Source organism: Actinoplanes sp. NPDC019969 (genome assembly GCF_055562375.1).
In genome coordinates, this window is record NZ_JBVHFK010000007.1 from 50924 (window position 1) to 76371 (window position 25448).

The following is a 25448-nucleotide window of genomic DNA, read 5'->3' on the forward strand; positions in this document are numbered from 1 at the left end:
GCGGGCTCCTCATCGGGTCTTGATGCGCAGGAAGGTGACCGAGTTCGGCGCGAACTCGCGGGTGAACGTGGAGGCGATCCCGGAGACGGTCGTGGTGACCGGCTGGATCGGCTCGGCCGAGCGGGTGTTCAACTCGCCCGGGTCACCGGTGATGACCGTCTGCCTGGCGGTACGCGACACCTTGCGCCCACCCAGGTCGATCTTCGTGACCGCCGGGGTGTCCTGCGCGTTGACGACCTTGACGATGAGTTCGCCGGCCTTGGTGTCCTCGGTGACGACCTGCGCGAACGGCTCGGTCACGGCGTTGTCGTCGAAGCTCGCCCACTCCACCCCGTCGAGGAACAGGGTGACCTTCGTCCCCCGTACCTGAACCTTGAGGTCGTAGGTCTTGCCCGTCTGCACCGTGTTCGGCTTCGTCAGGATCTGTTCCTTGGCGCTGGTGATGCCCTTCTCCACGGCGCCCTGGGTGTTGTTCCAGCCGCCCAGGTTCCACCAGTAGAAGTTGCCGGTCTCCTGGATGCCGAACGCGACCAGGAAGCCCTCGGCGCCGGCCTGCTTGGTCGCCTTGAGGGTGTAGTCGTACTCGGTCTCCGCGATGGTCGCGGCCTTGACCATGGTGTCCTCGGTGTCCGTGGTGGTCTGCGCGTAGGCGCCACCGGCCGCGGTCCAGTTGCCCCGGTTGGTCACCGGGGACCAGCCGTCGGCGTTGTTGTCGCTGAAGTCGTCACTGAACAGCGTGGTGCCGTCCGGCCGGGTGACCTTGACGTCGTCGTACGTCGCCGCGGTCCGCCAGGTGGACAGGCCGATCGCGCCGGTGATCGGCTTGGGCGCCTGCACGCCGCCGCCGCTCGTGGTCGTCGGGATCACGTGATCGCCGACGTTGTTCATGAACAGCTTCTGTACCTGGTAACTGGTGGAGCCCCACGACTCGTCGTTGTCGAACCAGATCATGTCCGGCTTCCACTGCACGTTGTCGATGTTGGCGAGCAACGGCGCGTACGACGCCATCTTCACCACGTCGGCATTGCGCTCCAGGCCGGTCATGTACGCGGCCTCGGCGAGCGAGTTGTACAGCTTGTTGTCCAGTGACGCGTACTCACCGAGGAAGACCTTGGGGCCATTGCGGTCGTACGCGTCGTAGCGCTTGTTGTTCTGCAGGAACCACGCCGGGCTGTTGTAGTAGTGCTCGTCGACCATGTCCGTCCCGTGGGCGCGGTTCTTCGCCCACAGGTTCTCGAACGTGGCGCCCTGGTCGTCCGGCCCGGAGTTGCTGACCACCGTGATGTCCGGGTGCTTCGCTTTGATCGCGGCCTCGAACTTCACGAAGTTCGCCCAGTACTCCTCGGGCAGGTTCTCCTCGTTGCCGATGCCGATCGTGGTCATGTTGAACGGCTTCGGGTGGCCCATCTGGGCGCGCACCTTGCCCCACGTGGTGGTGGTCGCGCCGTTGGCGAACTCGATCAGGTCCAGGGCGTCCTGGATGTACTGCTGCAGCAGCTTCTCGTCGACCGTGGCGCGGTTCTGCCCGCAGCCGGTGACCAGGGCCGGCAGCACCGGCAGCGGCATCGCGCCGATGTCCTCGGAGAACTGGAAGTACTCGTAGTAGCCGAGGCCGTAGGTGGCGTTGTAGCCCCAGAAGTTCTTGTTCGTGGCCCGCGTCTCGACCGGCCCGACGGTGTCCTTCCACTGGTAGGACCGGGCGCGCGGGTAGTTGTTGGCGGCGTCGTACGGGTACATGCTGCCGGTGTTGACCAGGCAGCCGCCGGGGAACCGGACGAAGCCCGGCTTGAGCGCCGCGACCTTCTCGGCCAGGTCCTTGCGCAGCCCGTTCGCGCGTCCCTTGTAGGTGTCCCGGGGGAACAGCGAGACCTCGTCGAGGCGTACCGCCCCGGCGGTCTTCACCGAGAGCCGCGCGACGTCGCTGGTGGCGGTGGCCCGCAGCGTGCCGGTGTACTTCTTCCAGGTGTCGCCGGAGACCGCGAGCTTGAGCGGGGCCGACAGCGCGGTCCCGTCCGCGGTCTGCAGCGCGATCTCGAGCGTCGTGGCCGCGCCGGCCCGGGCCCACACCGAGAAGTTGTAGTGCTCCGACCGGGCGACGGCCAGGCCGGTGTTGTAACCGGCGTTGACCAGGCTCGTCGCGCCGCTCACCGTGAGGTAGTTGCGGTTGCGCTCGTTGAGCCGCTGGTCGTCGTCGGTCACCGTGGCCGCCCCGGAGGTGGTCCAGGCGGTGAGGCCGTTGAAGCCGTTCGCGTCGGTCGCGTTGAACTCGAACGAGCGGTTGCGGACCAGCTCCGCGTAGAGGCCACCGTCGGCGGCGTAGTTGATGTCCTCGAAGAACACGCCGTACATGGACTTGTCGATGGCGGGGCCGGTCGCGGCCGGGTTCACCGTGATCGTGTAGTCCGGCTCGACCGCGTGGGCGGCGACCGGAGGGGAGACCGCCAGCGGGAGCGACACCAGGACGGCGGCCGCTCCCGCGAGGCGGAAGGGGATCTTGGGCATGAGGGGTCCTCCGGTGCGGATCGCAACGGTTTCAGAAGTGTTTCCTGGAGAGGGGTCCAGCAATGTGTACGCAAACATCGATAGGGCTGTCAAGAGTTCCACGTCGATGGTTTTGCAGCGCTGCAACGGTTAGGCTCCCTACTTGTTAGCGCTCACTACTGTGGAAACCGGTTTCAGCTGCCGTCACGGAGGTTCACGCCGCGTTCACTCGCCTGCCACCACGCGGGGGTGGTTGTCGTACATCTCCGGTTCTTAGCGTCCGGGCAGCACGTCACCGCAGGGTGGCGCGAGACCGAGGAGAACGAAACCGATGCCGGACTTCAGTCGCCGTCTGCTGCCGCTGCTGGGACACAGCGGCGGCAGCCGAGACGCGATGACCTGCCTTTACCGTTGCGCCAACGCGTGTGACCACCCCGCGCCGAACGAGTCGGCCAACCCGTACCTGGGCGACGTCGTCAACGCCGAGATGAGCCGCCGCGGCGTGGTCCGCGCCGGCGCCGTCGGCGCCATGGTGCTCGGCTTCGGCGGCTCCGCGCTCGCGGCCGCCGGCCCCGCCACCGCCGCTCCCGCGGCGCACCCCGGCGGCCACGGCCACGGCCACGGTCACCACCCGCAGCCGAAGGCCGGCAAGATCGGCTTCAAGCCGGTCGCTCCGAACACGAACGACGCGTTCACCATCCCGGAGGGCTACCGGTCCTCCGTGGTGATCCGCTGGGGCGACCCGGTCGTGCCCGGCGCGCCCGCGTTCGACGTGGACAACCAGACCGCGGCGGCCCAGTCGAAGCAGTTCGGCTACAACAACGACTTCGTCGGCGTCATCCCGATCCCGGGCTGCAGCGACCGCGCCCTGCTCGTGGTCAACCACGAGTACACCAACGAGGACCTGATGTTCCGCGGCTTCACCAGCCAGGACGCCCTCACCGTCGAACAGCTCAAGGTCGCCATCGCGGCGCACGGCCTGTCCGTCGTCGAGATCGAGAAGGTCGGGCGCACCGGGCAGTGGAAGCCGGTCAAGAGCCGTCGCCTGCCCTACAACCGCCGGATCACCGCGCTGTCCACCGAGTTCAAGCTGACCGGCCCGGTCGCCGGCTCCGCGCTCGTCAAGACCAAGGCCGACCCGTCCGGCCGGATCGTCATCGGCACCCTGAACAACTGCGCCGGCGGCGTCACCCCGTGGGGCACCGTGCTGTCCGGCGAGGAGAACTTCAACCAGTACTTCGTCGGCGGCGACGCGGTCCCGGCCGACGTCAAGGCCAAGCTCAACCGGTACGGCATCACCACCACCGCCCGCTACCCCAGCGGCAGCCGCAAGTGGGACCGGGCCCAGGAACGCTTCGACCTGGCCGCCCACCCCAACGAGGCGAACCGTTTCGGCTGGATCGTCGAGGTCGACCCGTTCGACCCCGAGGGCCGCCCGCGCAAGCACACCGCCATGGGCCGGTTCAAGCACGAAGGCGCCAACGTCATCGTCGCCAAGGACGGCCACGTCGTCGCGTACATGGGCGACGACGAGCGGTTCGACTACCTGTACAAGTTCGTCTCGGACAAGAAGTACATCGCGAGCGACTCGCCGTGGGCGCGCAAGCACAACCTGACCCTCCTGGAGTCGGGCACGCTGTACGTGGCCAAGGTGACCGGCGACAGCGACCCGGCCCAGATCGACGGCACCGGCACGCTCCCCACCGACGGGAAGTTCGACGGCAAGGGCCAGTGGATCAAGCTGGTCTCCGGCAACCGGTCGTTCGTGCCCGGTATGACCGCCGAGGAGGTGCTCACCTTCACCCGCCTCGCCGGTGACGCGGTCGGCGCCACCAAGATGGACCGCCCCGAGGACGTCCAGCCGAGCCTGCGCACCGGCAAGATCTACGCGGCGATGACCAACAACACCAACCGCGGGGTCGGCACCAACGCCAAGGCGGACGAGGCCAACCCGCGCAACGCCAACAAGCACGGCCACATCTTCGAGATCACCGAGACCCGCGGCGACCACACCGGCACCACCTTCACGTGGCAGCTGCCGATCGTCTGCGGCGACCCGGCGTCCGCCGACACCTACTTCGGCGGGTACGACAAGACCGCCGTCTCCCCGATCTCCTGCCCGGACAACGTCGCCTTCGACAGCGCCGGCAACCTCTGGATCTCCACCGACGGCAACGCGCTCGGCAGCAACGACGGCCTGTTCGCGACGCCGATCGAGGGCAGGGAGAAGGGCCACCTGCGGCAGTTCCTCACCGTGCCCAAGGGCGCCGAGACCTGCGGCCCGTTCATCACCGGCGACGACAAGTCGGTCTTCGTCGCGGTCCAGCACCCCGGCGAGATCACCGGCGCGTCGGTCGACAAACCGGCGTCGACCTGGCCGGACGGCGATTTCGCCAAGCCCGCCGTGGTCGTGACCTGGAAGGCCGACGGCGGCGCCATCGGCAGCTGAGGTGTGTGGCGGCCGCGACGCTCCGGTGTCGCGGCCGCCGTACTAGGCTGATCGACATGTTCGAATGGACGACCCGGTTCCGGCTGCCCATCCTGCTCGGCGCGCTGGTGATCGGCGTCCTCTACGCGGCGGCCGGTGTGATCCGCACCGACCGGGTGCCGGTGCTGCTCCTGCTCGGGATGGGCCTGGTCAACCTGGTGCTGTTCCTCGGCGCCTTCTACGCCGGCGCCCGCTACCGGCCGGCCGCCCTGGTCGCCCGCCCCGAGGTCCCGGCGTTCGACGTGCCGGTCAGTCCCGCCCTGGTGCTCGGCGCGGCGCTGGCCACCACCCTCGGCACCGCGATGGGCGCCGGCATCGTCCAGGACGCCCTCGCCGGGGACGCCGCCTGGGTGATCGCGATCCTCTTCGCCGGCATGTTCGTGGTCCTGATCGCCTGGTGGTGGGCGCTCGCCCTGGGCCGGTTCGGGGTGCGGCTGCGGCCCGACGGCATCGAGGACCGGCAGTCGCTCGGCGCCACGTTCATCCCGTGGGAGGCGTTCGACGGCGTCGAGTTCCCGGCGCACGCCGGCTCCGCGCACCGGATCCTGCTCCACGTCTCCCGCCCGGACCTGGTGCGCAGACGCGGCCGGCGCAGCGGCGAGATCACCATGATCTCCAGCCTCAGCACCGACAGCGTGTTCCTGGCCGGCGTCATCCACGGGTACGCGCACCGTCCGGAGGCCCGGGCCGCGATCGGCACCGAGACCGAACGGAATCGCCTGGTCAGCGAATGGGGTGGCGGCGCGGCCATACGCTGATCCGCATGATCAGCTTCGAGGGGATCGTCACGCGGCACACCCGGGCGTTCCTGTTCGGCACGTGCGTGGCCTCGGTCGTGGTCGGCGTCATCGCCCAGTTCTTCCACGACGGGGTGGGCGCCGCGCTCGTCGTCGCCGCGATGCTCGTCGCCCTGTTCTTCGTCGTCTTCGGTCTGCTCACCGGCACCGAGCGGTACGGTTCGCCCGCCGTGCTGGTCCGCGCCGAGGGGCCGTCGTTCGAGACGCCGGTCGTCCCGCTCAACGTGCTCTCGGCAGCCGGCCTGATGGTTCTCTGGCTGGCCTTCCTGCTGCCCGAACGCGTCGGCGAGGTCCTCCGCGGCGAGGAGACCTGGCTCGATTCGCTGCCGCTCACGCTGATCTGGCTGCCCATCCTCGGCATCCTGTGGTGGCGGGCGGCGAAGGCGCCCGGCCGGCTGCTCCCCGAGGGCGTCGAGTTCCGCGCGGCACGCGGGCCGGTGCTGCTGCGCTGGGAGGACATCACCCCGCAGGACGTGTCCGTCGTCGACCGCTTCGCGATCCGCGGAGTCGGCGTCCAGTCCCGTGGCTTCTTCATGGTCAGCACGAAGCCGGGCCGTCTCGCCTCGATCATCCGGCAGTACGCCGCCGACCCCACGCACCGTGCCGCAATCGGCTCGGCCGCCGAACTCAAACGCCTCACCGGCTGACCCGCGCCGTAGAGACAGCCACCACAACCACCGATCCGGGACTGGCAAGCTGACGGCCATGAAGGTTCTGCTGCCGGACACCATCGCGCTCGACCCGGATCTGCCCGCCGGAGTGGAGACCGCTGTCTACGACGCGCGCCGGCCCCTGCCGGACCAGCACCTCGACGCCGAGGTGCTGGTCGCGTGGGGGAACAGCGCGGACAACCTGACCGACGCGGCCCGGCGGCTCACGGCGGTCCGCTGGGTGCAGACCCTCGCCGCCGGGCCCGATGCGGTGCTGCAGGCCGGCTTCGCCCCGGACGTGCTGGTCACGGCCGGCCTCGGGCTGCACGACCGGACCGTCGCCGAACACACCCTCGGGCTGGTGCTGGCCGCCGCGCGCCGGCTCAACCTGCTGATCCGGGCCCAGATCGGGAAACGGTGGGCGGGCGAGCTCGGCGGCCCGCAACCGGTCCGGCAGAGGGACTCGTTCCGTACGCTGCGCGACGCGAACGTGGTCATCTGGGGCTTCGGTGGCATCGCCGCCCGGCTCGCCCCACTGCTGGCCGCCCTCGGCGCGAACGTGACCGGCGTGGCCCGCACCCCCGGCGACCGGCACGGCTTCCCGGTCGTCACCGCCGCCGAACTGCCCCGCCTGCTCCCGGGCACCGACCTGCTGATCGACATCCTGCCGGCCACCCCGGAGACCACCGGCGTCCTCGACGCCACGATCCTGGACCGGCTGCCCGCCCACGCCTGGGTGGTCAACGTCGGCCGCGGCGCGACCCTCGACGAGTCCGCCCTGCTCGACGCCGTCCGCTCCGGCCGTCTCGCCGGCGCCGCCCTGGACGTCTTCGCGGCCGAGCCGCTGCCGCTCACCTCCCCGCTCTGGGACGAGCCGAACGTCATCATCACCCCGCACGCGGCCGGCGGGCGTCCCGAGGGCGCGGACGCTCTCCTCACCGAGAATCTCGCCGCCTTCACGTCCGGCCGCCCGCTGCGCAACCTGGTCGCCCGCTGACACAACCGGGCCGGCGGGTGGCCGGCCTCAACCCCGGCTGGTTCTCGGGGCTGTCTCAGCCCGCCCGAGACAGCCCTGAGAACCAGCCGACAGGGGTTTCAGCGGGTAGGGCGGGCGCGGATGTGGACGCGTTCGCCCTGCGGGCCGAAGATGTTGATCAGCTCGGCGGGAGTGTGGCCGGCGTTGAGGATCGCGTGCGGCAGGCGGGTGTCGAACTCGGCGGCCTCGCCCGGGCCGAGCAGCAGATCATGGTCGCCGAGCAGCAGGCGGACCTGGCCGGACAGGACGTAGAGCCACTCGTACCCCTCGTGGGTCTGCTGTTCCGTGCCGCACGACGGCGCGGCGGGCGGCAGGATCTGCTTGAAGGCCTGGGGACCGCCCGGGCGGCGGCTGAGCGGGATGAACGTGTGCCCGCCGCGTTCGATCGGGCGGGCCCGGACCCGGGGGTCGCCGGTCTCCGGGGCGTCGACCAGTTCGTCGAGGGTCACCTGGTATGCCCCGGCCAGCGGCAGCAGCAACTCCAGGGTGGGGCGCCGGGCGCCGGACTCGAGGCGGGACAGGGTGCTCACCGAGATGCCGGTGGTCTCGGCCAGCCGGGTGAGCGTCATCTCACGGCGCTGCCGCAGCTCGCGCAGCCGGGGTCCGACGGAGGCGAGCGCCGACTCCAGGTCTTTTGCCATAACAGCAACGATAGTTGCCAGGTTGCCGGACCGGCGGGCACGGTGGGGTGCAGCGCGAGGCCGGGGCCCGACGGAAACGGCGGGCACGGTGGGCGGGCGGGACCGGGCGAGAGACGAGGAGTGGGCCGTGGACGAGCGGATGTACGACGTCGTGGTGGTCGGAGGCGGCGCGGCCGGGCTGAGCGGGGCGCTGGCGCTGGGCCGGTCCCGGCGGTCGGTGCTGGTGGTGGACAGTGGCGAGCCCCGGAACGCGCCGGCCGCGCACATGCACAACGTGCTCGGGCGGGACGGCGTGCCGCCGGCTGACCTGCTGGCCGACGGGTGGGCGGAGCTGCGTGGGTACGGCGTGGAGCAGGTCGCCGCGCGGGCCGAGTCGGCGGTCCGGGAGGGCGCCGGGTTCCGGGTGGTGCTGGACGGCGGCCGGGTGGTCCGGGGGCGCCGGCTGCTGCTGACGACCGGCCTGGTCGACGAGCTGCCGGAGGTCCCGGGGCTGGCCGCGCGGTGGGGCCGGGACGTGGCGCACTGCCCGTACTGTCACGGCTGGGAGCTGCGGGATCGCCGGATCGGGGTGATCGCGTCCGGGCCGATGAGCGTGCACCAGGCGCACATGTGGCGGCAGATCAGCCCGCACGTGCTGCTCCTGCTGAACGGTGGCCCGGCGCCGGCCGCCGAGCAGGCCGAGGAGCTGGCCGCCCGCGGCATCCCGGTGGTGGCGGGCCCGATCGGCGGGCTGGAGGTCTCCGGCGACGAAGTGACGGGGGTACGGCTCACCGGCGGTGACGTGGTCGCCGTGGACGCGGTCGTCGTCGCGCCCCGGTTCACCGCGCGGTCGGCGGTGGCCGAGTCGCTGGGGCTCACCCCGGAGCCGTTCGCGATGAACGGGTTCGTGCTGGGCAGCCGGATCGCGGCGAACGAGATGGGCGCGACCTCGGTCCCGGGCGTGTGGGTGGCCGGGAACGTGACGAACCTCGGCGCGACGGTGGTGGTCGCGATGGCCGGCGGGCAGACCGCGGCGGCCTCGATCAACATGGACCTGATCGCGGAGGACACCCGGGAGGCGGTCGCCGGGTACCGGCAGCGGATCGCCACGATGTTCGAGGAGGACGCGTGGGAGGAGCGGTACCGCGGGCGGGACGCCGTCTGGAGCGGCAGGCCGAACCCGGTGCTGGTCGCCGAGGTGAGCGCGATGACGGCCGGGCGGGCGCTGGACGTCGGCTGCGGTGAGGGCGCCGATGCGGTGTGGCTGGCGGACCGCGGCTGGCAGGTGACGGCGGTGGACATCTCGACGGTCGCGCTGGGCCGGGCGGCCGGGCACGCGGCCACGGCAGGCGTCGCGGAACGGATCACCTTCCGGCACGCGGATCTGCGCCAGGACGAGCCGGGTGAGGGGTACGACCTGGTCAGCGCCCAGTTCATGCACCTGCCCCCGGACGCGCGCCGGGAGCTGTACACCCGGCTGGCGGCGGCGGTCGGGCCCGGTGGCACCCTGCTGGTCGCCGGTCACCACCCGTCCGACCTGGCGACGACGGTGGGCCGGATGCACTTCCCGGACATGCTGTTCACGGCGGAGGAGATCGCGGCTCTGCTGCCGGACGGCTGGAAGGTCGTGACCGCCGAGGCCCGTCCCCGTACGGTGACCGACCCGGAGGGCCGGACGATCACCATCCACGACGCGGTGCTGGTCGCGCAGCGGCAGCACTGATCCGGGCAAATCGGGTACGCGGGTGCGGTCGCCTTGCTGGAATGGGCACATGCGGCCGGATGATGCTGAAGGACACACCGGGCCGGGCGACGACGCCCGGGCGGCGCTCGCGGCCTGGCGCGAGGGGATCGTCGGAACCGGCGGCGCGAACCGCCTCATCAACCTGCCGCGAGGCGGCTCCGACCTGGTCGAGATCGTCAGCCCCGACCCGTCAGGCGTGGTGGAGGCGCTGCGGCACGGCCGGGACTGCCCACTGACCGGCGCGGGGGACCGGGCCACCCGCAAAGGCGGCAAGACCCTCCGCGCCGACCTGCCGGACGGCGTGCTGGAACCGCTGCTGCGGCGGCTGCGCCGGCACGCGCAGCAGGAACAGGCCGACCGGGGCGTGGACGTGCTGTACGTCGCGATCGGCCTGCTGCACTGGCAGGACACCGACGGCAGCGGGTACGCCAGCCCGCTCCTGCTGATCCCCGCCGAACTCGTCACCCTCGGCCCCGGCGACCTGCCCCGGCTGCGCGCCGGAACCGGCGACCCGCTGGTCAACCCGGCGCTCACCGCCCGGCTGCGCCACCTCGGGGTCACCCTGCCCGAAGTCGGCGACCTCGCCGGGATCGACGTCGCCGGGCTGACCGCACGGGTCGGGCAGGCGGTCGAGGGACGGACCGGATGGCGCACGTCCGGGACCGCGGTGCTGGCCCGGTTCGATCCGGCCGCCGAGGCGATCCGCCGCGACCTGATCGACAACGAGGACCGGGTCCTGGCCCACCCGGTCGTCCGGGCGCTCGCCGACAGCGACGGCGCCCCCGGCGCGTTCACGTTCCACCCCGTCGCCCACGACGAGATCGACGTGCTCGCGCCGCCCGACGAGGTGCCGCTGGTGCTCGACGCCGACGCCGCCCAGCGGGCCTGCGTGGCGGCCGCCCTGGAGGGCCACAGCTTCGTCGTCGACGGGCCGCCCGGCACCGGCAAGTCGCAGACCATCGCCAACATGATCGGGGCGCTCGCGCACGCCGGGAAACGGGTGCTGTTCGTCTCCGAGAAGGCGACCGCCCTGGACACCGTCGCGCAGCGGCTCGCCGCCGCCGGACTCGGCAACTACCTGCTCGACCTGCACGGGCCGCGGGCGTCACGCAAGCAGGTGGCCGGCACCCTCGCGGCGGCCCTGGAGGCGATGGCGCTCCCGGCACCCGGCCTGGAGGAGGCGGCCCGCGCAACGCTGCGCGAGCGGCGGGAGCAGCTCAACGCGTACGCCGAAGCCCTGACCGAACCCCGCGAACCGCTCGGCCGCACCCTGCACGAGATCATCGGCCGGTTCGCCCGGCTCGCGGACGTGCCGGAGGCGCCCGCGCCGGCACTGCACGCCGACGCGCTGACCGACGAGGCGATCGACCGGATCCGCGACGCCGCCGCCCGCCTCACCCACGCCTGGCGCCCGGCCCTGGAACGCAGCGGCTTCCGCTGGCGGGAGGTCGCCGAACAGGAACCGCTCGCCGAGGCCCTCGCCGCCGCCCAGACCGCCCTGGAGTCCCTCGCCGCCGCCGCGGCGATCAACGCGCCCATCGCCGCCGCCTTCCACCTGCGGCTGCCCACCGACGCCGGGCAGCTCGCCGAGTTCTCCGAACACGCCGCGCAGCGCCCGTCCGGCGTCGCCGACCACTGGCTCACCGCGGCCAGCCTGCGCCCGATCCGGCTGGCCGCCGAGGAACTCGGCCAGCGCATCGAGGTGAGCCGCCGGGCCGCCGAGGCGGTCCGCCACCGGGCCGGGGTGTCCTGGGAGATCCTCGCCGCCCCGCTCGACATCGACACCCTGCCCGAGCCGCCGCGCCTCGACCCGCCCGCCGTGCACCTCGGGCCACTCACCGCGGCCGAGGCCAAGGCCCTCTCCGGGCGGTTCGCCGCGGACGCCGACGAACTCGAGCACCAGCAGCGCAACCTGGACCGGGCGACCGGCCGGCTCGGCCTGCCCGACGTGATCACCTTCTCCGACGTGGAACTGGTCCACCTGATCGCCGAACTTGGCGCCCGGCCGGACAAGCCGGAACCGGCCTGGTTCGCGCCCGGCTCCCAGTCGGCAGTGCACGCCGCCGCCGGGGCACTGCGCCTGCACGTCGACGCGACCAACGCCGCCCGCGCCGCCGCCGGTGGCATCTTCACCGACGCGGTGCTCCACGAGCCGGTCGAGGAACTGGCCGAACGGTTCGCGACGGTGCACCGCGGGGCCCGCAAGCTGCTCACCCCGCACCGGCGGGACAAGGAGACGGTGGCCACACTGATCCAGCCGGACGTCGCCGTCGACGAGGCGATCGCCGAACTGCCGCTCGCGGTCGGCTGGCGGCGCGCCCACGAGGGCCTGGTCGCCGCCGAACGGCAGCACGCCGGGCTGCTCGGCCGCTACTGGAAGCGGCTCGACACCGACTTCCCGGCGATCGGGCGGGCCCTGCAGACCGCCGCCGAAGTGCTGCGGGTGACCCCGCCGGAAGCGCTCGCCCAGGTCGTCGAGTACGTCTGCGGCCCGCAGCGCGCCAACGCCGACGAACTGCACCGGCTGGTCACCGAGGCCCGCGACGTGTTCCGGCACTGGCGGTCCACGCTGCGCCCGGAACCCGAGGCCGCGGCCCGGCCGGAACTCGGACACGGCCCGGTGCAGAACGCCGTCACCTGGATGCGCGCGCAGGTCGCGCCGTTGCGGGACACCGCCGCGGTGCTGCGGCAGCTCGGCGACGCGGTCGGGCGCGACCTCAACGTGGCCGAAGCCGCCGGGGTGATCGAGGTACGGCAGGGGGTGCTCGACGCCGAGCACGCGTTCGCCACCGCCGCCCACTCCTACGCGACCACCCTCGGCCCGGTGTTCCAGGGCAAGCAGACCGACCTGCGGGCCCTCGAGGACGCGATCGAGTGGACCGCGCACACCCGTACCCTGCGCACCGGCACCGACGCCGCCCTCAACAACGAGCAGGCCCAGGCGATGACCGGCGGCCGCCCCGCACCCGACCTCACCCCGGTGATCGAGAACTGGCAGGCCGCCCGGCAGCGGATCCTGGACGCGTTCGGCCCGGCCCGGCAGGTCCGGCTCGGCACCGCCCTGGACCGCTACGAGACCGCCCGTGACCTGCTGCGCGACCTGCTCGACGACGAGACCGGGCAGCGCGAGTGGTTCGACTACCTGGCCGCCCGAGGGGTCCTCGCCGAATACGGCCTGGACACCGTCGTCGACTACTGCGCCGACCACAGCGTCGACGTGGAACGGCTCGGCGACGTCCTGGAACGGACCGCGTACCGGGCCTGGACCGACCGGATCCTGGCCGACGACGAACGGCTGCAGCCCCTGGCCGCGGCCGAGCGTGACGAACTGGCCGCCGAGTTCCGCCGCCTCGACGCCGAACTGCTGCACGACGCGGCCGGCCGGGTGATCGAGGCCCTCAACGCCCGCCGCCCGGCCGTCACCGACGGCGGCGGCCCGGCCCGGATCCGCGTCGAGGGCGGCAAACCCGACGGGCACCTACCGGTACGCGACCAGCTCGCCGCCGCCTGGGACACCGTCGCCGCCCTCAAACCGTGCCTGCTGATGCCCCCGGCCGCGGTCAGCCGCCTGCTGCCGGACCAGGCCGTCTTCGACGTCGTGGTGATCGACGAGGCGTCCCGGATGACCCCGGCCGCCGCGGCCGCCTGCGCCTACCGCGGCGCCTCGCTGGTGATCGTCGGCGACGACGCGCAGCTCCCGCCGCCCGGCGACCAGCCGTCGGTGCTGGTGGTCGCGAACGACTGCGGCGCGTTCACCCGGCTCGCGCTGACCAGCCACTACCGCAGCCGGCACGAGAACCTGATCGCCTTCGCCAACCAGACGTTCTACCAGAACCGCCTGGTCACCTTCCCGACCGCGCACCCGGCCGGCCCGGACCTCGGCGTCCAGCTGTACACGGCGGCACCCGAGGACGAGGCCCGGACGGTCGCCGAACGGGTCCTGCACCACCTCACCACCCGGCCGGCGCTGTCGCTGGGCGTGGTCACCCTGACCGCCGCGCACGCCGACGAGATCGCCGACGCGGTCGAGGCGACCCTCGCCGGCCGGCCCGACCTGGAGAGCTTCCTCGGCGACTTCGTGGTGGAGGGCGCCGACGCGGCACAGGGCGACGAACGCGACGTGATCATCCTGTCCACCGGCGCCGACCTGGGCGCGGCCGGCGGGCCGACCGGCGCCCGGCGGCTCGACGTGGCGATCACCCGGGCCCGGCAGCGGGTCGAGGTGGTGTCCGCGATCAGCGCCGCCGACCGGGAGGAGCCGGGCGGCGAGGGCGAACGGCGGCTGGCCGCCTACCTGGACTTCGCCGAGCGCGGGGTGCTGCCCGGCGAGCCCCGGGAACTGTCGCCGATCGAGCAGTCGGTGCTGGCGGCCCTGGACTCGTGGGGGATCCCGGCCGAGCCGGTCGGGTTCGGGATCGGGGTGCGCAACGAGGACGCGTACGTCCTCGGGGTGCTCTTCGACGGCGCCGGCGCCGGTAACGCCCGGGACCGGGACCGCTTGCAGGACCAGGTCCTCGCCGGCCTCGGCTGGCACCTGCACCGGGTGTGGAGCGTCGCCTGGTACGCCGACCGGTCCGGTGAGGAGGCCCGGCTCCGGGTCGCCGTCGAGAACGCCCTGGCCACCCCGGACGTGTTCGCCGAGATCCCGGACGAGACGCTGACCGTACGCCCGGCGCAGCTCCCCGAATGGGCGCTGCCCTACGAACGCGCCGAGATCGCCCCGCTGCCCGCCGCCGCCCGCTTCGACGACGACGTGGCGCGGCGGCTGCTGATCCGCACCGTCGAGCGGATCGCCGAGGTGGAGGGCCCGGTCCACGTCGGCGTGCTGACCCGGCGGATCCGCGAGGCGTGGGGCCTGAGCCGCCTCACCCAGCAGGTCAAGGCCGCGATCGAGACGGCGATCCGGTCGTCCCGCGCCGGTTTCGACGGCACGTTCGTGACCGCCGCCGAAGCACCGATCCCGGCGGTCCGGGTGCCCGGCGACGGGGTCACCCGCAAACCCGACCAGGTCGCCGACGCCGAACTCCAGCTCGCCCTGGAATACCTGGTCCTGGACGCCGGCCTGGTCGAGGGGGAGGACCTGCTGGCCGCGGCCGGCCGGCTCTTCGGCTGGAGCGGCAGCCGGACCGGCGCGGCCCGGCTCGCCGCGATGCTCGACGACCTGGTCGAGGCGGACCGGCTGATCGCGCACCGCAACGGCCTGATCGCGGCGCCGGAGGACGACCTGCTCGACCTGCCCGATCCGGCGACCCTGCCGCGGCGTTCCACGTACGACCCGGTCAAGCTCTGATGTCGGTCAAGCTCTGATGTCGGTCAAGCTCTGATGTAGTCCTCGTGCGGAATCCCGGCCGCCCACAGGGTGGACCGGGTCCGCGCGCAGTGCCGGACGAGCCCCGGATCCTCGGTGGCCGCGCCGCCGGCGAACACGCCGGACGCCGTGAACAGGGTGAACACCACCCGGCGGTCGTCGAACAGCCAGAAGTCGTCGGTGGAGACCGCCGGGTCCCCGCCGTCGACGGGCCGGGGCAGCCAGCGGATCTCCTCACCGGCCTCCAGGTTCGCGCCGGAGACGCTCAACAGCCACCGGGTGTGATCGGGGTGCGGCACCGGGATCACCCGCAGCCGCCGCACGCTGCGGCCCGCGTCGGTGAGGTCACGGACCAGTTCCAGCCACGGCCGCCGAAACGGCGCCGCCGCCTCCGGGCCGTCCCGTACCTCCAGGTGGAACACGGTCCGTTCGAAGGACCGGAACAGCCGTTCGAACGCGTCAGCCGCCAGCAACCGCATGACCCACCAGACCATCGTGAATCCGGTGGGTCCACCCTTCATGCAGCGGGCAGGAAAACTCCCCGGTCAGCCGTCGCGCCACTCGCCGGTGCCCAGGTGCGAGCCGGCCTGCGGGCCCATCAGCAGCATCCCGCCGTCCACCACCCAGGAGGCGCCGGTGACGTACGCCGCCGCCGGGGACGCCAGCAGCGCCACCACGGCCGCCACCTCGTTCGCGTCGCCGGGCCGCCCGGCCGGGACCCCGGGCCGCTCCACGGTGAACGGGTCCACGTCCTCGTTGCCGGTCATCGGCGTCGCGATCTCACCCGGCGCGACCGCGTTCACGGTGATCCCGGCCGCCGCCAGCTCCTGCGCCATCACCTTGGTGAGCAGGCCCAGGCCACCCTTCGCCGCGCAGTAGGCGCCCGAGCCGACCCGCGGCGCGTGCTCGTGCACGCTGGTGATGTTGACGATCCGGCCACCGCGGCGGGCGGCGATCATCCGGCGTGCGGCGCGCTGCGCGCACAGGAACGGGCCGTCCAGGTCGACCGAGAGGACCTGCCGCCAGTCGTCCCAGCCGGTGTCGACGACCGGGGTGGCGATCCCGGTCCCGGCACAGTTGACCAGCACGCCGAGGCCGCCGAGCGCGTCCGCGAGGTCGTCGATCACGTCCGCGGCCCCGGGGAGCCGGGACAGGTCGAGGTGCCGGACCTCGCAGCGGCGGCCGGCGGCCCGTACCTTCTCCGCGGTCCGCTCGGCGCCGTCCCGGTCGGACCGGTAGGTTACACCCACGTCGAACCCGGCGCCGGCCAGCGCGACCGCGATCGCCTCGCCGATCCCGGAGTCCGAGCCGGTGACGATGGCGGCCCTGGCGTAGCTGTCGAAACGTTCAGGCATGACCGGCGGTTACCCCGCCGCGGGCCTCGGTAACTCCCGGGCCAGGATCTTGCCGGTGGCGTTGCGGGGCAGCTCGTCCAGGAAGATCACGTCGCGGGGTACGGAGAACCGCGCCCGGTGGTGGCGTACGTGCTCGCGGACCGCCTCCGGATCGAGCCGTTCACCGGGGCGCAGCACCAGGTAGGCGGCCAGCCGCTGACCCCAGGCGCGGTCCGGGACGCCGATCACCGCCACCTCGCGGACCTGGGGGAGCGCGGCGAGCAGGTCCTCGACCTCGGCGGGGAAGACGTTCTCCCCACCGGAGACGATCATGTCGTCCGCCCTGCCGTCGACGTAGAGCCGGCCCTTCCCGTCGAGATGCCCCAGGTCGCCGAGGTTCACCCGTGTGCTTCGCTCGGCGTTCTGCCCGGTGTATCCCTCGAACAGCATCTCGTTGCTCACGACGATCCGGCCGGTCTCACCGTGTCTCACCGGCTGGTCGTCGTCGCCCAGGATCGTGAGATGCGTGCCGCGTGGCGGCCGTCCCGCCGTCGCCGGAGCCTCCCGCAGGTCAGCGGGGGTGGCGATGGAGACCCACGACGCCTCGGTCGAGCCGTACAGGTTGTAGAGGACGTCGCCGTACCGGTCCATGAACCGGGTCGCCAGCCCACCCGGCAACGCCGAGCCGCTCACCGCGGCGATCCGCAAGGCGTGCGGCCTCGCTTGCGGTTCGAGCTCCATCAACTGCTGGACCATCACCGGTACGGCGATCAGCGCGCCGATCTCGTCGCGGACCAGGGTCTCGTGCACCGCCGCCGGGTCGAAGCGCCGCCGCAGCACGATCGTGGCGCGCAACGCCAGCGCGATCTGCAGCCCGGCGAAACCCCAGGTGTGGAACAGCGGCGCGGCGATCAGGATCCGCTCGCCCGCCCGCAACGGGATCCGGTCGATCATCGAGCAGAGCGGGCGGAAACCGCCGGGCGTGGGGCGGCGGGCGCCTTTCGGCATGCCGGTGGTCCCGGAGGTCAGCACGATGGTACGGCCGGGGCGCTCCGGAGGTTCCGGCCGGGTTGTCGCCGCCGACGCGATCAGCTCCGCCACCCGCCGCTCGCCGAACGTGCCCTCGATCAGGCGCAGCCGGTCACCGAACTCGTCGTCGTGGATCAGCGCGGCCAGGCGCTGCTCCTTCACCACGGTCTCCAGCTGGTGCGCCGACAGCCCGGTGTTGACCAGCACCGGGTCGGCGCCCTTCGACGTCACACCGATCAGGGCCTCGATCATCCGGGCCGAGTTGCGGCACAGCAGCCCGACCCGGTCACCCGGGTTCACCGGCAGGCCCATGGTGAGCCGTTCGGCACGTTCCAGCAGCTGGGCGTACGTCACCTCGCGCTCGTCGTCGATCACCGCGACCCGTTCCGGGCTCCGGGCCGCCGCCTGCCGCAACTCGCCGGCCAGCCCGAACCCCCAGCGCCCCAGCGCCGCGAACTGCCGCGCCACCCGCCACGGCGCGCCGGGCGTCAGCAGTCCCCGCCGCGCCATCGTCGCGGCGACGAACAGCGCGCTCATCAGCGGATCTGCACGCCGGACACGGCACGGGCGATGACCAGGCGCTGGATCTCCGACGTACCCTCGAAGATGGTGTAGATCTTGGCGTCCCGGAACATCCGCTCCACCGGATGCTCCCGCAGGTAACCCGCACCGCCGAGGATCTGCACCGCCTTCTCGGTGACCGCGACCGCCACCTCGCCGGCCTTCAGCTTCGACATCGACCCCTCACCGGCCGTGAACGGCTTGTCGTTGCGGCCCATCCACGCCGCCCGCCACACCAGCAGCCGCGCCGCGTCGATCTCCATCCGCATGTCCGCCAGCGCGAACGCCACCGCCTGGTTCTCGATGATCGGCCGGCCGAACTGGACCCGGGTCTTCGCGTACTCCAGGGCGTACTCGTACGCCGCCCGGGCGATCCCGATCGCCTGCGCGCCGACCGCCGGCCGGGACAGCTCGAACGTGCGCATCGCCGCCTGCCCCGACCGGCGCTGCCCCTCTCTGGCCCGGGCCAGCCGCTTGTCGAGGGCCTCCTTGCCGCCCAGCAGGCAGCTCCCCGGCACCCGCACGTCGTCGAGGAACACGTCGGCGGTGTGCGAGGCGCGCAACCCCAGCTTCTTCAGCTTGCGGGTGCCGGCCAGGCCCTTCGTCCCCGGCGGCACGATGAACGCGGCCTGCCCCCGCGAGCCCAGCTCCGGCGCCACACTGGCGGTGACCACGTGCACGTTCGCGATGCCGCCGTTGGTGGCGTACGCCTTCTGCCCGCTGATCACCCACTCGTCGGTCGCCTCGTGGTAGACCGCGCGGGTCCGCATCGACGCCACATCCGACCCGGCCTCCGGCTCGGTGCTGCAGAACGCCCCCACCTTCGGATCGTCCGCGTCCCCGAAACACTGCGGCACCCACTCGACCAGCTGATCCGGCGTCCCCGACCCGAAGATCGCCGCCACCGCGAGCGACGTGCCGGAGATCGCCATGCCGATCCCGCCGTCACCCCAGAACATCTCCTCGTTGGCGATCGGCAGGCTCAGCCCCGACTGGTCCGACCAGGTGTTGGCGAGGAACTCGAACCCGTACAGCCCGATCTTCGCCGCCTCCTGCAGAACCGGCCAGGGAGTCTCCTCCCGCTCGTCCCACTCGGCCGCCGCGGGCCGGATCACCGACTCGGCGAACCCGTGCACCCAGTCCCGCAGCTCCCGCTGCTCATCGTTGAGATCGAGCCAGAACTCCACGTCGGACAGCCCCTCCGCCAGCAGGTTAACTCGGCGGTAACCTTACGAGCGGGTAACCGCCGTGGACAACCCCCGTCGATGCCTCAGGCCGTGTAGGCGGCATCCTCCGGAAGGCCCCGGTGTGCGAGGCGGGCGGGGTACGGGTCGTCCGGCTGCGCCAGCTCGCCCGCGACGAGGGTGGTGTCCGCGCCGCTGAGACCGTGCAGATCGACACCATCGAACTCCAGCCACAAGCCGTACGTGGCCCAGCCCTTCACCTCGCCCGCCGGCGGGTCGCCGGTGAGATCCGTGGCGCCGTCGAAGTACGGCTTCTCGGACACCGCCCACCCGGTCAGGGCACGGCCGGCGACGGCGGCGAGCGCGCGGGGCCTCGACGCGCGCCACGCGTGCGGCCTGCCGGCCAGGATGGGTGGGGTGGTCAGGTCGATGGTGTTCCAGGTGATCGACAGGTCGTCCCAGCCCTGCCACGCCAGCTCCAGCTGGATGCCGCCGTCGAACACCAGCACCACGGGAAGGACCGGCTGCCCCACCTCCCGCTCCGGATCCCAGCCGGCCCAGCCCTCCCGCAGCCGCCGCCCCACCAGCGCGAGCAGACGTGATCGCTGGCGGCGCAACTGCTCCGGCGCGGGCCGGAACGCGGACCGCCATCCGGAGATCTCCCGGTCCCAGGGCTGCGTTCCATCGACGGTTTCCACAGTCGGCAGCTTACGGATGGTGCACCCGGACCCACACTTGACCGGCCCCGGTGGCGGCGTACCGGCTAGCCCGTCGTCGGCTCTGTGGCGAGTTGTTTTGTCCGTTTGTGAGATGTGGGCGAATCCGTGTCGGTGCCGGTCTCGGGGCCTCGTTGTTGTCGTACGCCTGTTCGAGAATGGTGGCATGCAAGAGACGATGCGGCAGCTCACCGACCTCGCAGCGCAGTGCGCGACGTGGCGGACGAGCCCTCTGCCAGACGCCGAGCTGCTGGACTTCCTCGACGGCGTGCACCAGGCCCAGCAGATGCTGCACGCCGCCGTCCTGCACGCCGTCCACGAAGTCCGCGCCCGCAAGATCCCCACCGCGCACGGCGCCTCCACGCCACGGCTGTGGCTGCGTGACCGGTTGCGGGTCAGTCCCCGCGCCGCCACCCGGCTGCTCCATCAAGCCGCCGCCGTCGACCGCGACGCCGACCTCGACACAGCCCTCACGGTGGGCAAAATCAACGCCGAGCAGCTCGCGTCGATCACCAACGCCCTGGCCACCCTGCCCAAGAAACTGGACGCCGGCCTCCGCGCCGACGCCACCACCACCATGACCGGATGGGCACAGCACCTGGACCCCGACGGGCTGCGCACCATGGGCCGCCGCATCCTCCACCACGTCGCCCCCGAGATCGCCGAAGCCATCGAGGAACGCCGCCTCCGCGAGAGCGAACGTGACGCTCACGAACAGCGGTATCTGACGCTGGCCGCGCTGGGTGACGGCCGGGTCCGCCTGTCCGGCATCCTCGACAGCGAGACGGCAGCCATCGTCACCGCCGCCCTCGACCCGCTGTGCAAACCCGACACCGTCGCCGCCGAACTCGCCGCGACCGGTGAGGCCCGCACGCCCGGGCAGCGGCGCGCGGACGCCCTCGTGGAAGTGTGCCGACTCGTGCTGACCGGCGGCGGCAGCCTGCCCGACAACGGCGGCGACCGGCCGCAGATCGCCGTCACCGTGAACTTCGACCCGCTGAAGGCCGCCCTCGGCACCGGCGTGCTGGATTCCGGGGAGCCCGTGTCCGCGGAGACCGTACGGCGACTGGGCTGTGACGCCCGGATCCTGCCGATCATCCTCGACGGCGCCGGGCAGATCCTCGACGCCGGCCGCACCCGCCGCACCGCCACCGGCCCTCTACGCCGCGCCCTCACCGTCCGCGACAAAGGCTGCGCCTTCCCGCAGTGCGACCGCCCGGCCCGCTGGTGCGACGCCCACCACGTGATCAGCTGGGCCGACGACGGCCCCACCGACCTGAACAACCTGGTGCTTCTCTGCGGGCACCATCACCGCCTGATCCATGCCGGCACCGGCTGGGAGATCCACATCGGCGACGACGGGTTACCCGACTTCGTCCCGCCGGCTGGGCTGGATGCGAACCGGCTACCCCGCCGCAACCGATACCACCAGCGAACGTGAGGTCTTCGGTGAACAGGTCATCCGGCGCACGCGACACCCTGCCCCGGTCGGCGGCCGCCGGAGGAAACGCCGGCGCCGAGCAGGAGCATCCGGGAGTCCGTCATCAGAGCATCGCCCCGTCGATGGCGGCGATCGGCACTCAGGCAGCCACGATCGAGCCGGCCATATGGGGGTGGGCGGAACGGACGCTGAAGTCCCAGCCGGCCGCCGTGTGCGCGGCGTGGAACTCGGCGCGGGACGGGAGCAGCAGCGGCTTCTTGAAGGTGACGTCGACGGTACAGGCGTCGGGGAGGCGGCCCTCCAGGGCGGCCAGGGCGCGGGCCTTGGTCCACATCCCGTGGGCGATCGGGCGCGGGAAACCGAACAGGCGGGCGCCCAGCCAGGACGTGTGGATCGGGTTGCGGTCGCCGGAGACGGCGGCGTAGTCGGTGCCCACGCGGGCGGGAACCCGCCACACGCTGCCGGGACCCGAGAACCCGACTGATTCACGGACGCCTGCGGATCCGGAGTCGTCGGAGCCGGGCGTGGGCGCGGGGCCGAGCCGCAGGTAGGTCGCGGTGCCGCGCCAGGCCTCGGCGCCGTCGAACGAGACGGTGGTGACGACGTCGAACCGGCGGCCGCGCGGGTGGTCGCGCAGGTTCACGGCGCGGATGGAGAGGTCCAGGGTGGCGCCGGACGGGATCGGGTGGTGCACGGTGATCCGGTTGGCGATGTGGACCAGGCCGATCAGCGGCAGCGGGAATTCCGGCGCCGTCAGCACGCGCATGGTCACCGGGAACCCGAGCACCTGCGGATAGGTGGGCGGCAGGGTGTCGGTGAGACGGAACCCGCAGACCCGGTCGTACGCCGCCAGATGTCCCCGGTCCACGGTGACGCCCCGGTGCAGCACCTCGACGTCCGGCAGCGGCCCGCTCCGGCGCAGGCCGGGGAGCAGGCCGAGAGCGGCCCGGGCGTACGCCGCCGTGGTGCCCGGCCCGGAACTCAGCTCGACCACCGCGACCATGTCAGGATCCCAGCAGGCTCTGGCCGCAGACCCGGACCACGTTGCCGGTGATCGTCGCCGAGCCGGGTGAGGCGAACCAGGCGATCGTCTCGGCCACGTCGATCGGCAGGCCGCCCTGGGACATGCTGTTCAGCCGCCGGCCGGCCTCGCGCAGCCCGATCGGCATCTTCGCGGTCATCGCCGTCTCGATGAAGCCGGGCGCGACCGCGTTGACCGTGATGCCGCGGTCGAGGAGCAGCGGCGCGTACGACTGGACCAGGCCGATCACGCCGGCCTTGCTGGTGGCGTAGTTGGTCTGGCCCCGGTTCCCGGCGATGCCGGCGATCGACGCGACACCGACGATCCGCCCGCCGGACGGGATCAGCCCGCGGTCCAGGAGCACCTGGTTGACCCGCTCGGGGGCGGTCAGGTTGACGCCGAGAACCGCGTCCCACCGGTCCGCGGACATCCGGGCGATCGTCTTGTCGCGGGTGATCCCGGCGTTGTGCACGACGATGTCGACGCCGGCGTGCGGGCCGGCCGCCAGGTACCCGGCAAGCCGTGTCGCGGCGTCGCCGGCGGTCAGGTCGAGTTGCAGGGCACGGCCGCGGGTCTCGTTGGCCACGCCGGCGAGCGCGTCGCCGGCGGCGGGCACGTCGAGGGCGATCACCTCGGCGCCGTCGCGGGCCAGCACCCGGGCGATGGCCGCGCCGATGCCCCGGGCCGCGCCGGTGACCAGGGCGAGCCTGCCGTCGAGGGGGCGCGCCCAGTCGGCGGTGGCGGGCGCGCTGCCGGCGCCGACCCGGATCACCTGCCCGGACACGTAGGCGGACCGGCCGCTCAGCAGGAACCGCAGCGTCGACTCGACGGCGTTCTCCCCGCCGGGCGCGACGTAGACGAGCTGCGCGGTCGTGCCGCGCCCGAACTCCTTGCCGATGCTGCGGGTCAGGCCCTCCAGGCTTCGCTGCGCGGTCGCCTCGGCCGGCGATGCGGTGCTCTCCGGGGGCGTGCCGAGCACGATCACCCGGCCCGAGGTCTCCAGCGAGCGGGCGTACGGGTGGAAGAAGTCGTACAGGGCCCGCAGTTGACCGGAGTCGGTGATGCCTGTGGCGTCGAAGAGGAGGGCGCTCACCCGTACCCCCGCAGGGGTTTGCGAAGTGACCTGGACGCCCGCCGCCTCCAGCAGTTTGCCGACCGGCTCGGAGAGCCGCCCGCCGGGCGCCGCGCCGGTCAGGACCGGGCCGCTGACCAGCGGATCGCCGGGCGTGTGCCGCCGCAGCCGGGGCGGATCAGGCAGCCCGAGGCGCTTGACCACGGTCCGGCCGAGACCGGAGTTGGCGAAGTTCGCGTACCTGTCAGCCATGCGAGTAGCCTACCGGTGAGTAACTGGGCAGCCGGGAACAAAGCAGCTGGGAACGCAGCAGTGCGTCGATGTGGAGGATAGCCGTGGGGACCGTGCGCCGTGTCGCAGTGCTGGGCGGGAACCGGATTCCGTTCGCCCGGTCCAACAGCCGCTACGCCGAGGCGTCGAACCAGGACATGCTGACCGCCGCGCTGGACGGCCTGATCGCCCGGTTCGGGCTCGCCGGGGAGCAGCTCGGCGAGGTGGTGGCCGGCGCGGTGCTCAAGCACTCGCGTGACTTCAACCTGACCCGCGAGGTGGTGCTCGGGTCGCGGCTCGACCCGCGCACCCCGGCGTACGACATCCAGCAGGCCTGCGGCACCGGTCTGGAAGCGGCGATCCTGGTCGCCGACAAGATCGCGCTGGGCCGGATCGACGTCGGCGTGGCCGGTGGCGCCGACACCACATCGGACGCCCCGTTGCAGGTCAACGAGGACATGCGCCGCGCGCTGCTGGAGCTCAACCGGGCGCGGACCCTCGGGGCGCGTCTCAAGGCCGCGGCGAAACTGCGCCCGCAGCACGCGATCAAGCCGGAGCTGCCGCGCAACGCCGAACCGCGGACCGGCCTGTCGATGGGCGAGCACGCGGCGATCACGGCCCGGAAGTGGAACATCTCCCGGGAGGCACAGGACGAGCTGGCGCTCGCCTCGCACCGGCGGCTCGCGGCGGCGTACGACAGCGGCTTCTTCGATGATCTTCTGACGCCCTATCTGGGGCTGACCCGCGACCAGAACCTGCGCCCCGACTCCAGCCTGGAGAAGCTGGCCACACTGAAGCCGGTGTACGGCAAGGAGGGCGCGACCATGACGGCGGGCAACTCCACGCCGCTGACCGACGGCGCCTCGACCGTCCTGCTGTCCTCCGAGGAGTGGGCGGCCGCCCGGTCGCTGCCGGTGCTCGCCTATCTGGTGGACGCGGAGAACGCGGCGGTCGACTACGTGCACGGCGAGGAGGGGCTGCTGATGGCCCCGGCGTACGCGGTGCCGCGGATGCTCGCCCGCAACGGGCTGACCCTGCAGGACTTCGACTACTACGAGATCCACGAGGCGTTCGCGTCGCAGGTGCTCGCGACGCTGGCCGCGTGGGAGTCGCCGGAGTTCTGCAAGGAGAAGCTGGGGCTGGACGCGCCGCTCGGCGCCGTCGACCGGGCCAGGCTGAACGTCAACGGCTCGTCCCTGGCGGCCGGCCACCCGTTCGCCGCGACCGGCGGCCGGATCGTCGCGTCGCTGGCCAAACAGCTCGCGGCGAAGGGCTCCGGCCGTGGCCTGATCTCCGTCTGCGCCGCCGGCGGCCAGGGCGTCGTCGCGATCCTGGAGCGCTAGATCAAGATCAGGCGTGTTGAGTTCGGGCGCGTAGGACGGCCGAACTCGACACACCGGAACGCTCAGAGCAGCTCCAGGAAGCGGGCCAGCACCGGTGACGTGTCGCCGGCCCGCCACATCACCGCGGAGATCACCGCCCGGTCGGCGTCGCTGACCGGGAGGTAACGCACGCCCTCGCTGCGCAGCATCCGGCCGGACTCCTGCACCAGCGCCGCGGCCGGTCTGCTCACGGTCGCCGCCGCCCAGATGCTGCTGGGCCGGCTGCCGGCCGGCGGCAGCTTTCCCCGCGACCTGCTGCCGGGTCTGGTGCTGTTCGGGCTCGGCCTCGGCGTGACGTTCGTCGGCGCCACCAT

General features: G+C 72.5%; 18 protein-coding genes. 8 read left to right on the plus strand and 10 right to left on the minus strand.

The features are described from left to right. Positions 1–9: 9 nt before the first annotated feature. On the minus strand, positions 10–2502 hold the full coding sequence (locus tag ACZ3II_RS21455; RefSeq protein WP_465519456.1) for an alpha-L-arabinofuranosidase C-terminal domain-containing protein: 2493 nt from the start codon (positions 2500–2502) through the stop codon (positions 10–12). A gap of 310 nt (positions 2503–2812) precedes the next feature. Here ACZ3II_RS21455 and ACZ3II_RS21460 point away from each other — a divergent pair, with 310 nt between their 5' ends. From ACZ3II_RS21460 to ACZ3II_RS21475, 4 genes are read left to right on the plus strand one after another with little or no spacing between them, the layout of a single operon-like run. Further along, positions 2813–4930, plus strand: coding sequence for a PhoX family protein (locus tag ACZ3II_RS21460; RefSeq protein ID WP_465519457.1), 2118 nt, complete (start codon positions 2813–2815; stop codon positions 4928–4930). Positions 4931–4986: 56 nt separating this feature from the next. Next, complete coding sequence (locus ACZ3II_RS21465) at positions 4987–5727, plus strand: hypothetical protein (RefSeq protein WP_465519458.1); 741 nt, start codon at positions 4987–4989, stop codon at positions 5725–5727. 5 nt (positions 5728–5732) lie between these two features. Continuing rightward, positions 5733–6413 carry a hypothetical protein gene (locus ACZ3II_RS21470; RefSeq protein WP_465519459.1) on the plus strand — a complete coding sequence of 227 codons (681 nt, stop codon included), beginning with the start codon at positions 5733–5735 and terminating at the stop codon, positions 6411–6413. A 58-nt stretch (positions 6414–6471) separates the two neighbouring features. Continuing rightward, on the plus strand, positions 6472–7413 hold the full coding sequence (locus tag ACZ3II_RS21475) for an NAD(P)-dependent oxidoreductase (protein ID WP_465519460.1): 942 nt from the start codon (positions 6472–6474) through the stop codon (positions 7411–7413). A gap of 98 nt (positions 7414–7511) precedes the next feature. On the opposite strand, the gene ACZ3II_RS21480 is transcribed toward ACZ3II_RS21475, so the two are convergent. Further along, positions 7512–8093: a helix-turn-helix domain-containing protein gene (locus ACZ3II_RS21480; RefSeq protein WP_465519461.1), complete on the minus strand. Its 582-nt coding sequence runs from the start codon at positions 8091–8093 to the stop codon at positions 7512–7514. A 127-nt stretch (positions 8094–8220) separates the two neighbouring features. On the opposite strand from ACZ3II_RS21480, the gene ACZ3II_RS21485 reads away from it, so the two are divergent. Together ACZ3II_RS21485 and ACZ3II_RS21490 are read left to right on the plus strand one after the other, a co-directional pair. Further along, entirely contained in the window at positions 8221–9795 is a 1575-nt protein-coding gene (locus ACZ3II_RS21485; RefSeq protein WP_465519462.1) for an FAD-dependent oxidoreductase, read from the plus strand. 49 nt (positions 9796–9844) lie between these two features. Next, a complete protein-coding gene (locus ACZ3II_RS21490; protein ID WP_465519463.1) occupies positions 9845–15106 on the plus strand; it encodes a DUF3320 domain-containing protein in 5262 nt (1753 codons plus the stop codon). 23 nt (positions 15107–15129) lie between these two features. On the opposite strand, the gene ACZ3II_RS21495 is transcribed toward ACZ3II_RS21490, so the two are convergent. The 5 genes from ACZ3II_RS21495 to ACZ3II_RS21515 all read right to left on the minus strand — a co-directional run bounded on the left by ACZ3II_RS21495 (position 15130) and on the right by ACZ3II_RS21515 (position 19930). Beyond that, positions 15130–15603, minus strand: a complete 474-nt coding sequence (locus ACZ3II_RS21495) for a DUF6879 family protein (protein ID WP_465519464.1) — start codon at positions 15601–15603, stop codon at positions 15130–15132. Between the two features lie 66 nt (positions 15604–15669). Continuing rightward, entirely contained in the window at positions 15670–16479 is an 810-nt protein-coding gene (locus tag ACZ3II_RS21500; protein ID WP_465519465.1) for an SDR family oxidoreductase, read from the minus strand. A 9-nt stretch (positions 16480–16488) separates the two neighbouring features. After that, positions 16489–18024, minus strand: coding sequence for an AMP-binding protein (locus ACZ3II_RS21505; RefSeq protein WP_465519466.1), 1536 nt, complete (start codon positions 18022–18024; stop codon positions 16489–16491). Further along, a complete protein-coding gene (locus tag ACZ3II_RS21510; protein WP_465519467.1) occupies positions 18024–19235 on the minus strand; it encodes an acyl-CoA dehydrogenase family protein in 1212 nt (403 codons plus the stop codon). Before ACZ3II_RS21510 ends, ACZ3II_RS21505 begins: the two co-directional genes overlap by 1 nt. An 83-nt stretch (positions 19236–19318) precedes the next feature. Continuing rightward, positions 19319–19930 (minus strand): hypothetical protein, encoded by a 612-nt coding sequence (locus ACZ3II_RS21515; RefSeq protein WP_465519468.1) that lies wholly within the window; start codon positions 19928–19930, stop codon positions 19319–19321. Positions 19931–20114: 184 nt separating this feature from the next. Here ACZ3II_RS21515 and ACZ3II_RS21520 point away from each other — a divergent pair, with 184 nt between their 5' ends. Then, on the plus strand, positions 20115–21389 hold the full coding sequence (locus tag ACZ3II_RS21520) for an HNH endonuclease signature motif containing protein (RefSeq protein WP_465519469.1): 1275 nt from the start codon (positions 20115–20117) through the stop codon (positions 21387–21389). Between the two features lie 139 nt (positions 21390–21528). Here the strand turns inward: ACZ3II_RS21520 and ACZ3II_RS21525 are convergent, their stop codons facing one another. After that, entirely contained in the window at positions 21529–22392 is an 864-nt protein-coding gene (locus tag ACZ3II_RS21525; RefSeq protein WP_465519470.1) for a MaoC/PaaZ C-terminal domain-containing protein, read from the minus strand. Position 22393: 1 nt separating this feature from the next. Then, entirely contained in the window at positions 22394–23734 is a 1341-nt protein-coding gene (locus tag ACZ3II_RS21530; RefSeq protein ID WP_465519471.1) for a 3-oxoacyl-ACP reductase, read from the minus strand. Positions 23735–23817: 83 nt separating this feature from the next. On the opposite strand from ACZ3II_RS21530, the gene ACZ3II_RS21535 reads away from it, so the two are divergent. Then, on the plus strand, positions 23818–25095 hold the full coding sequence (locus tag ACZ3II_RS21535; RefSeq protein WP_465519472.1) for an acetyl-CoA C-acetyltransferase: 1278 nt from the start codon (positions 23818–23820) through the stop codon (positions 25093–25095). Positions 25096–25157: 62 nt separating this feature from the next. Here the strand turns inward: ACZ3II_RS21535 and ACZ3II_RS21540 are convergent, their stop codons facing one another. Next, positions 25158–25448, minus strand: a complete 291-nt coding sequence (locus ACZ3II_RS21540; protein ID WP_465519473.1) for a hypothetical protein — start codon at positions 25446–25448, stop codon at positions 25158–25160.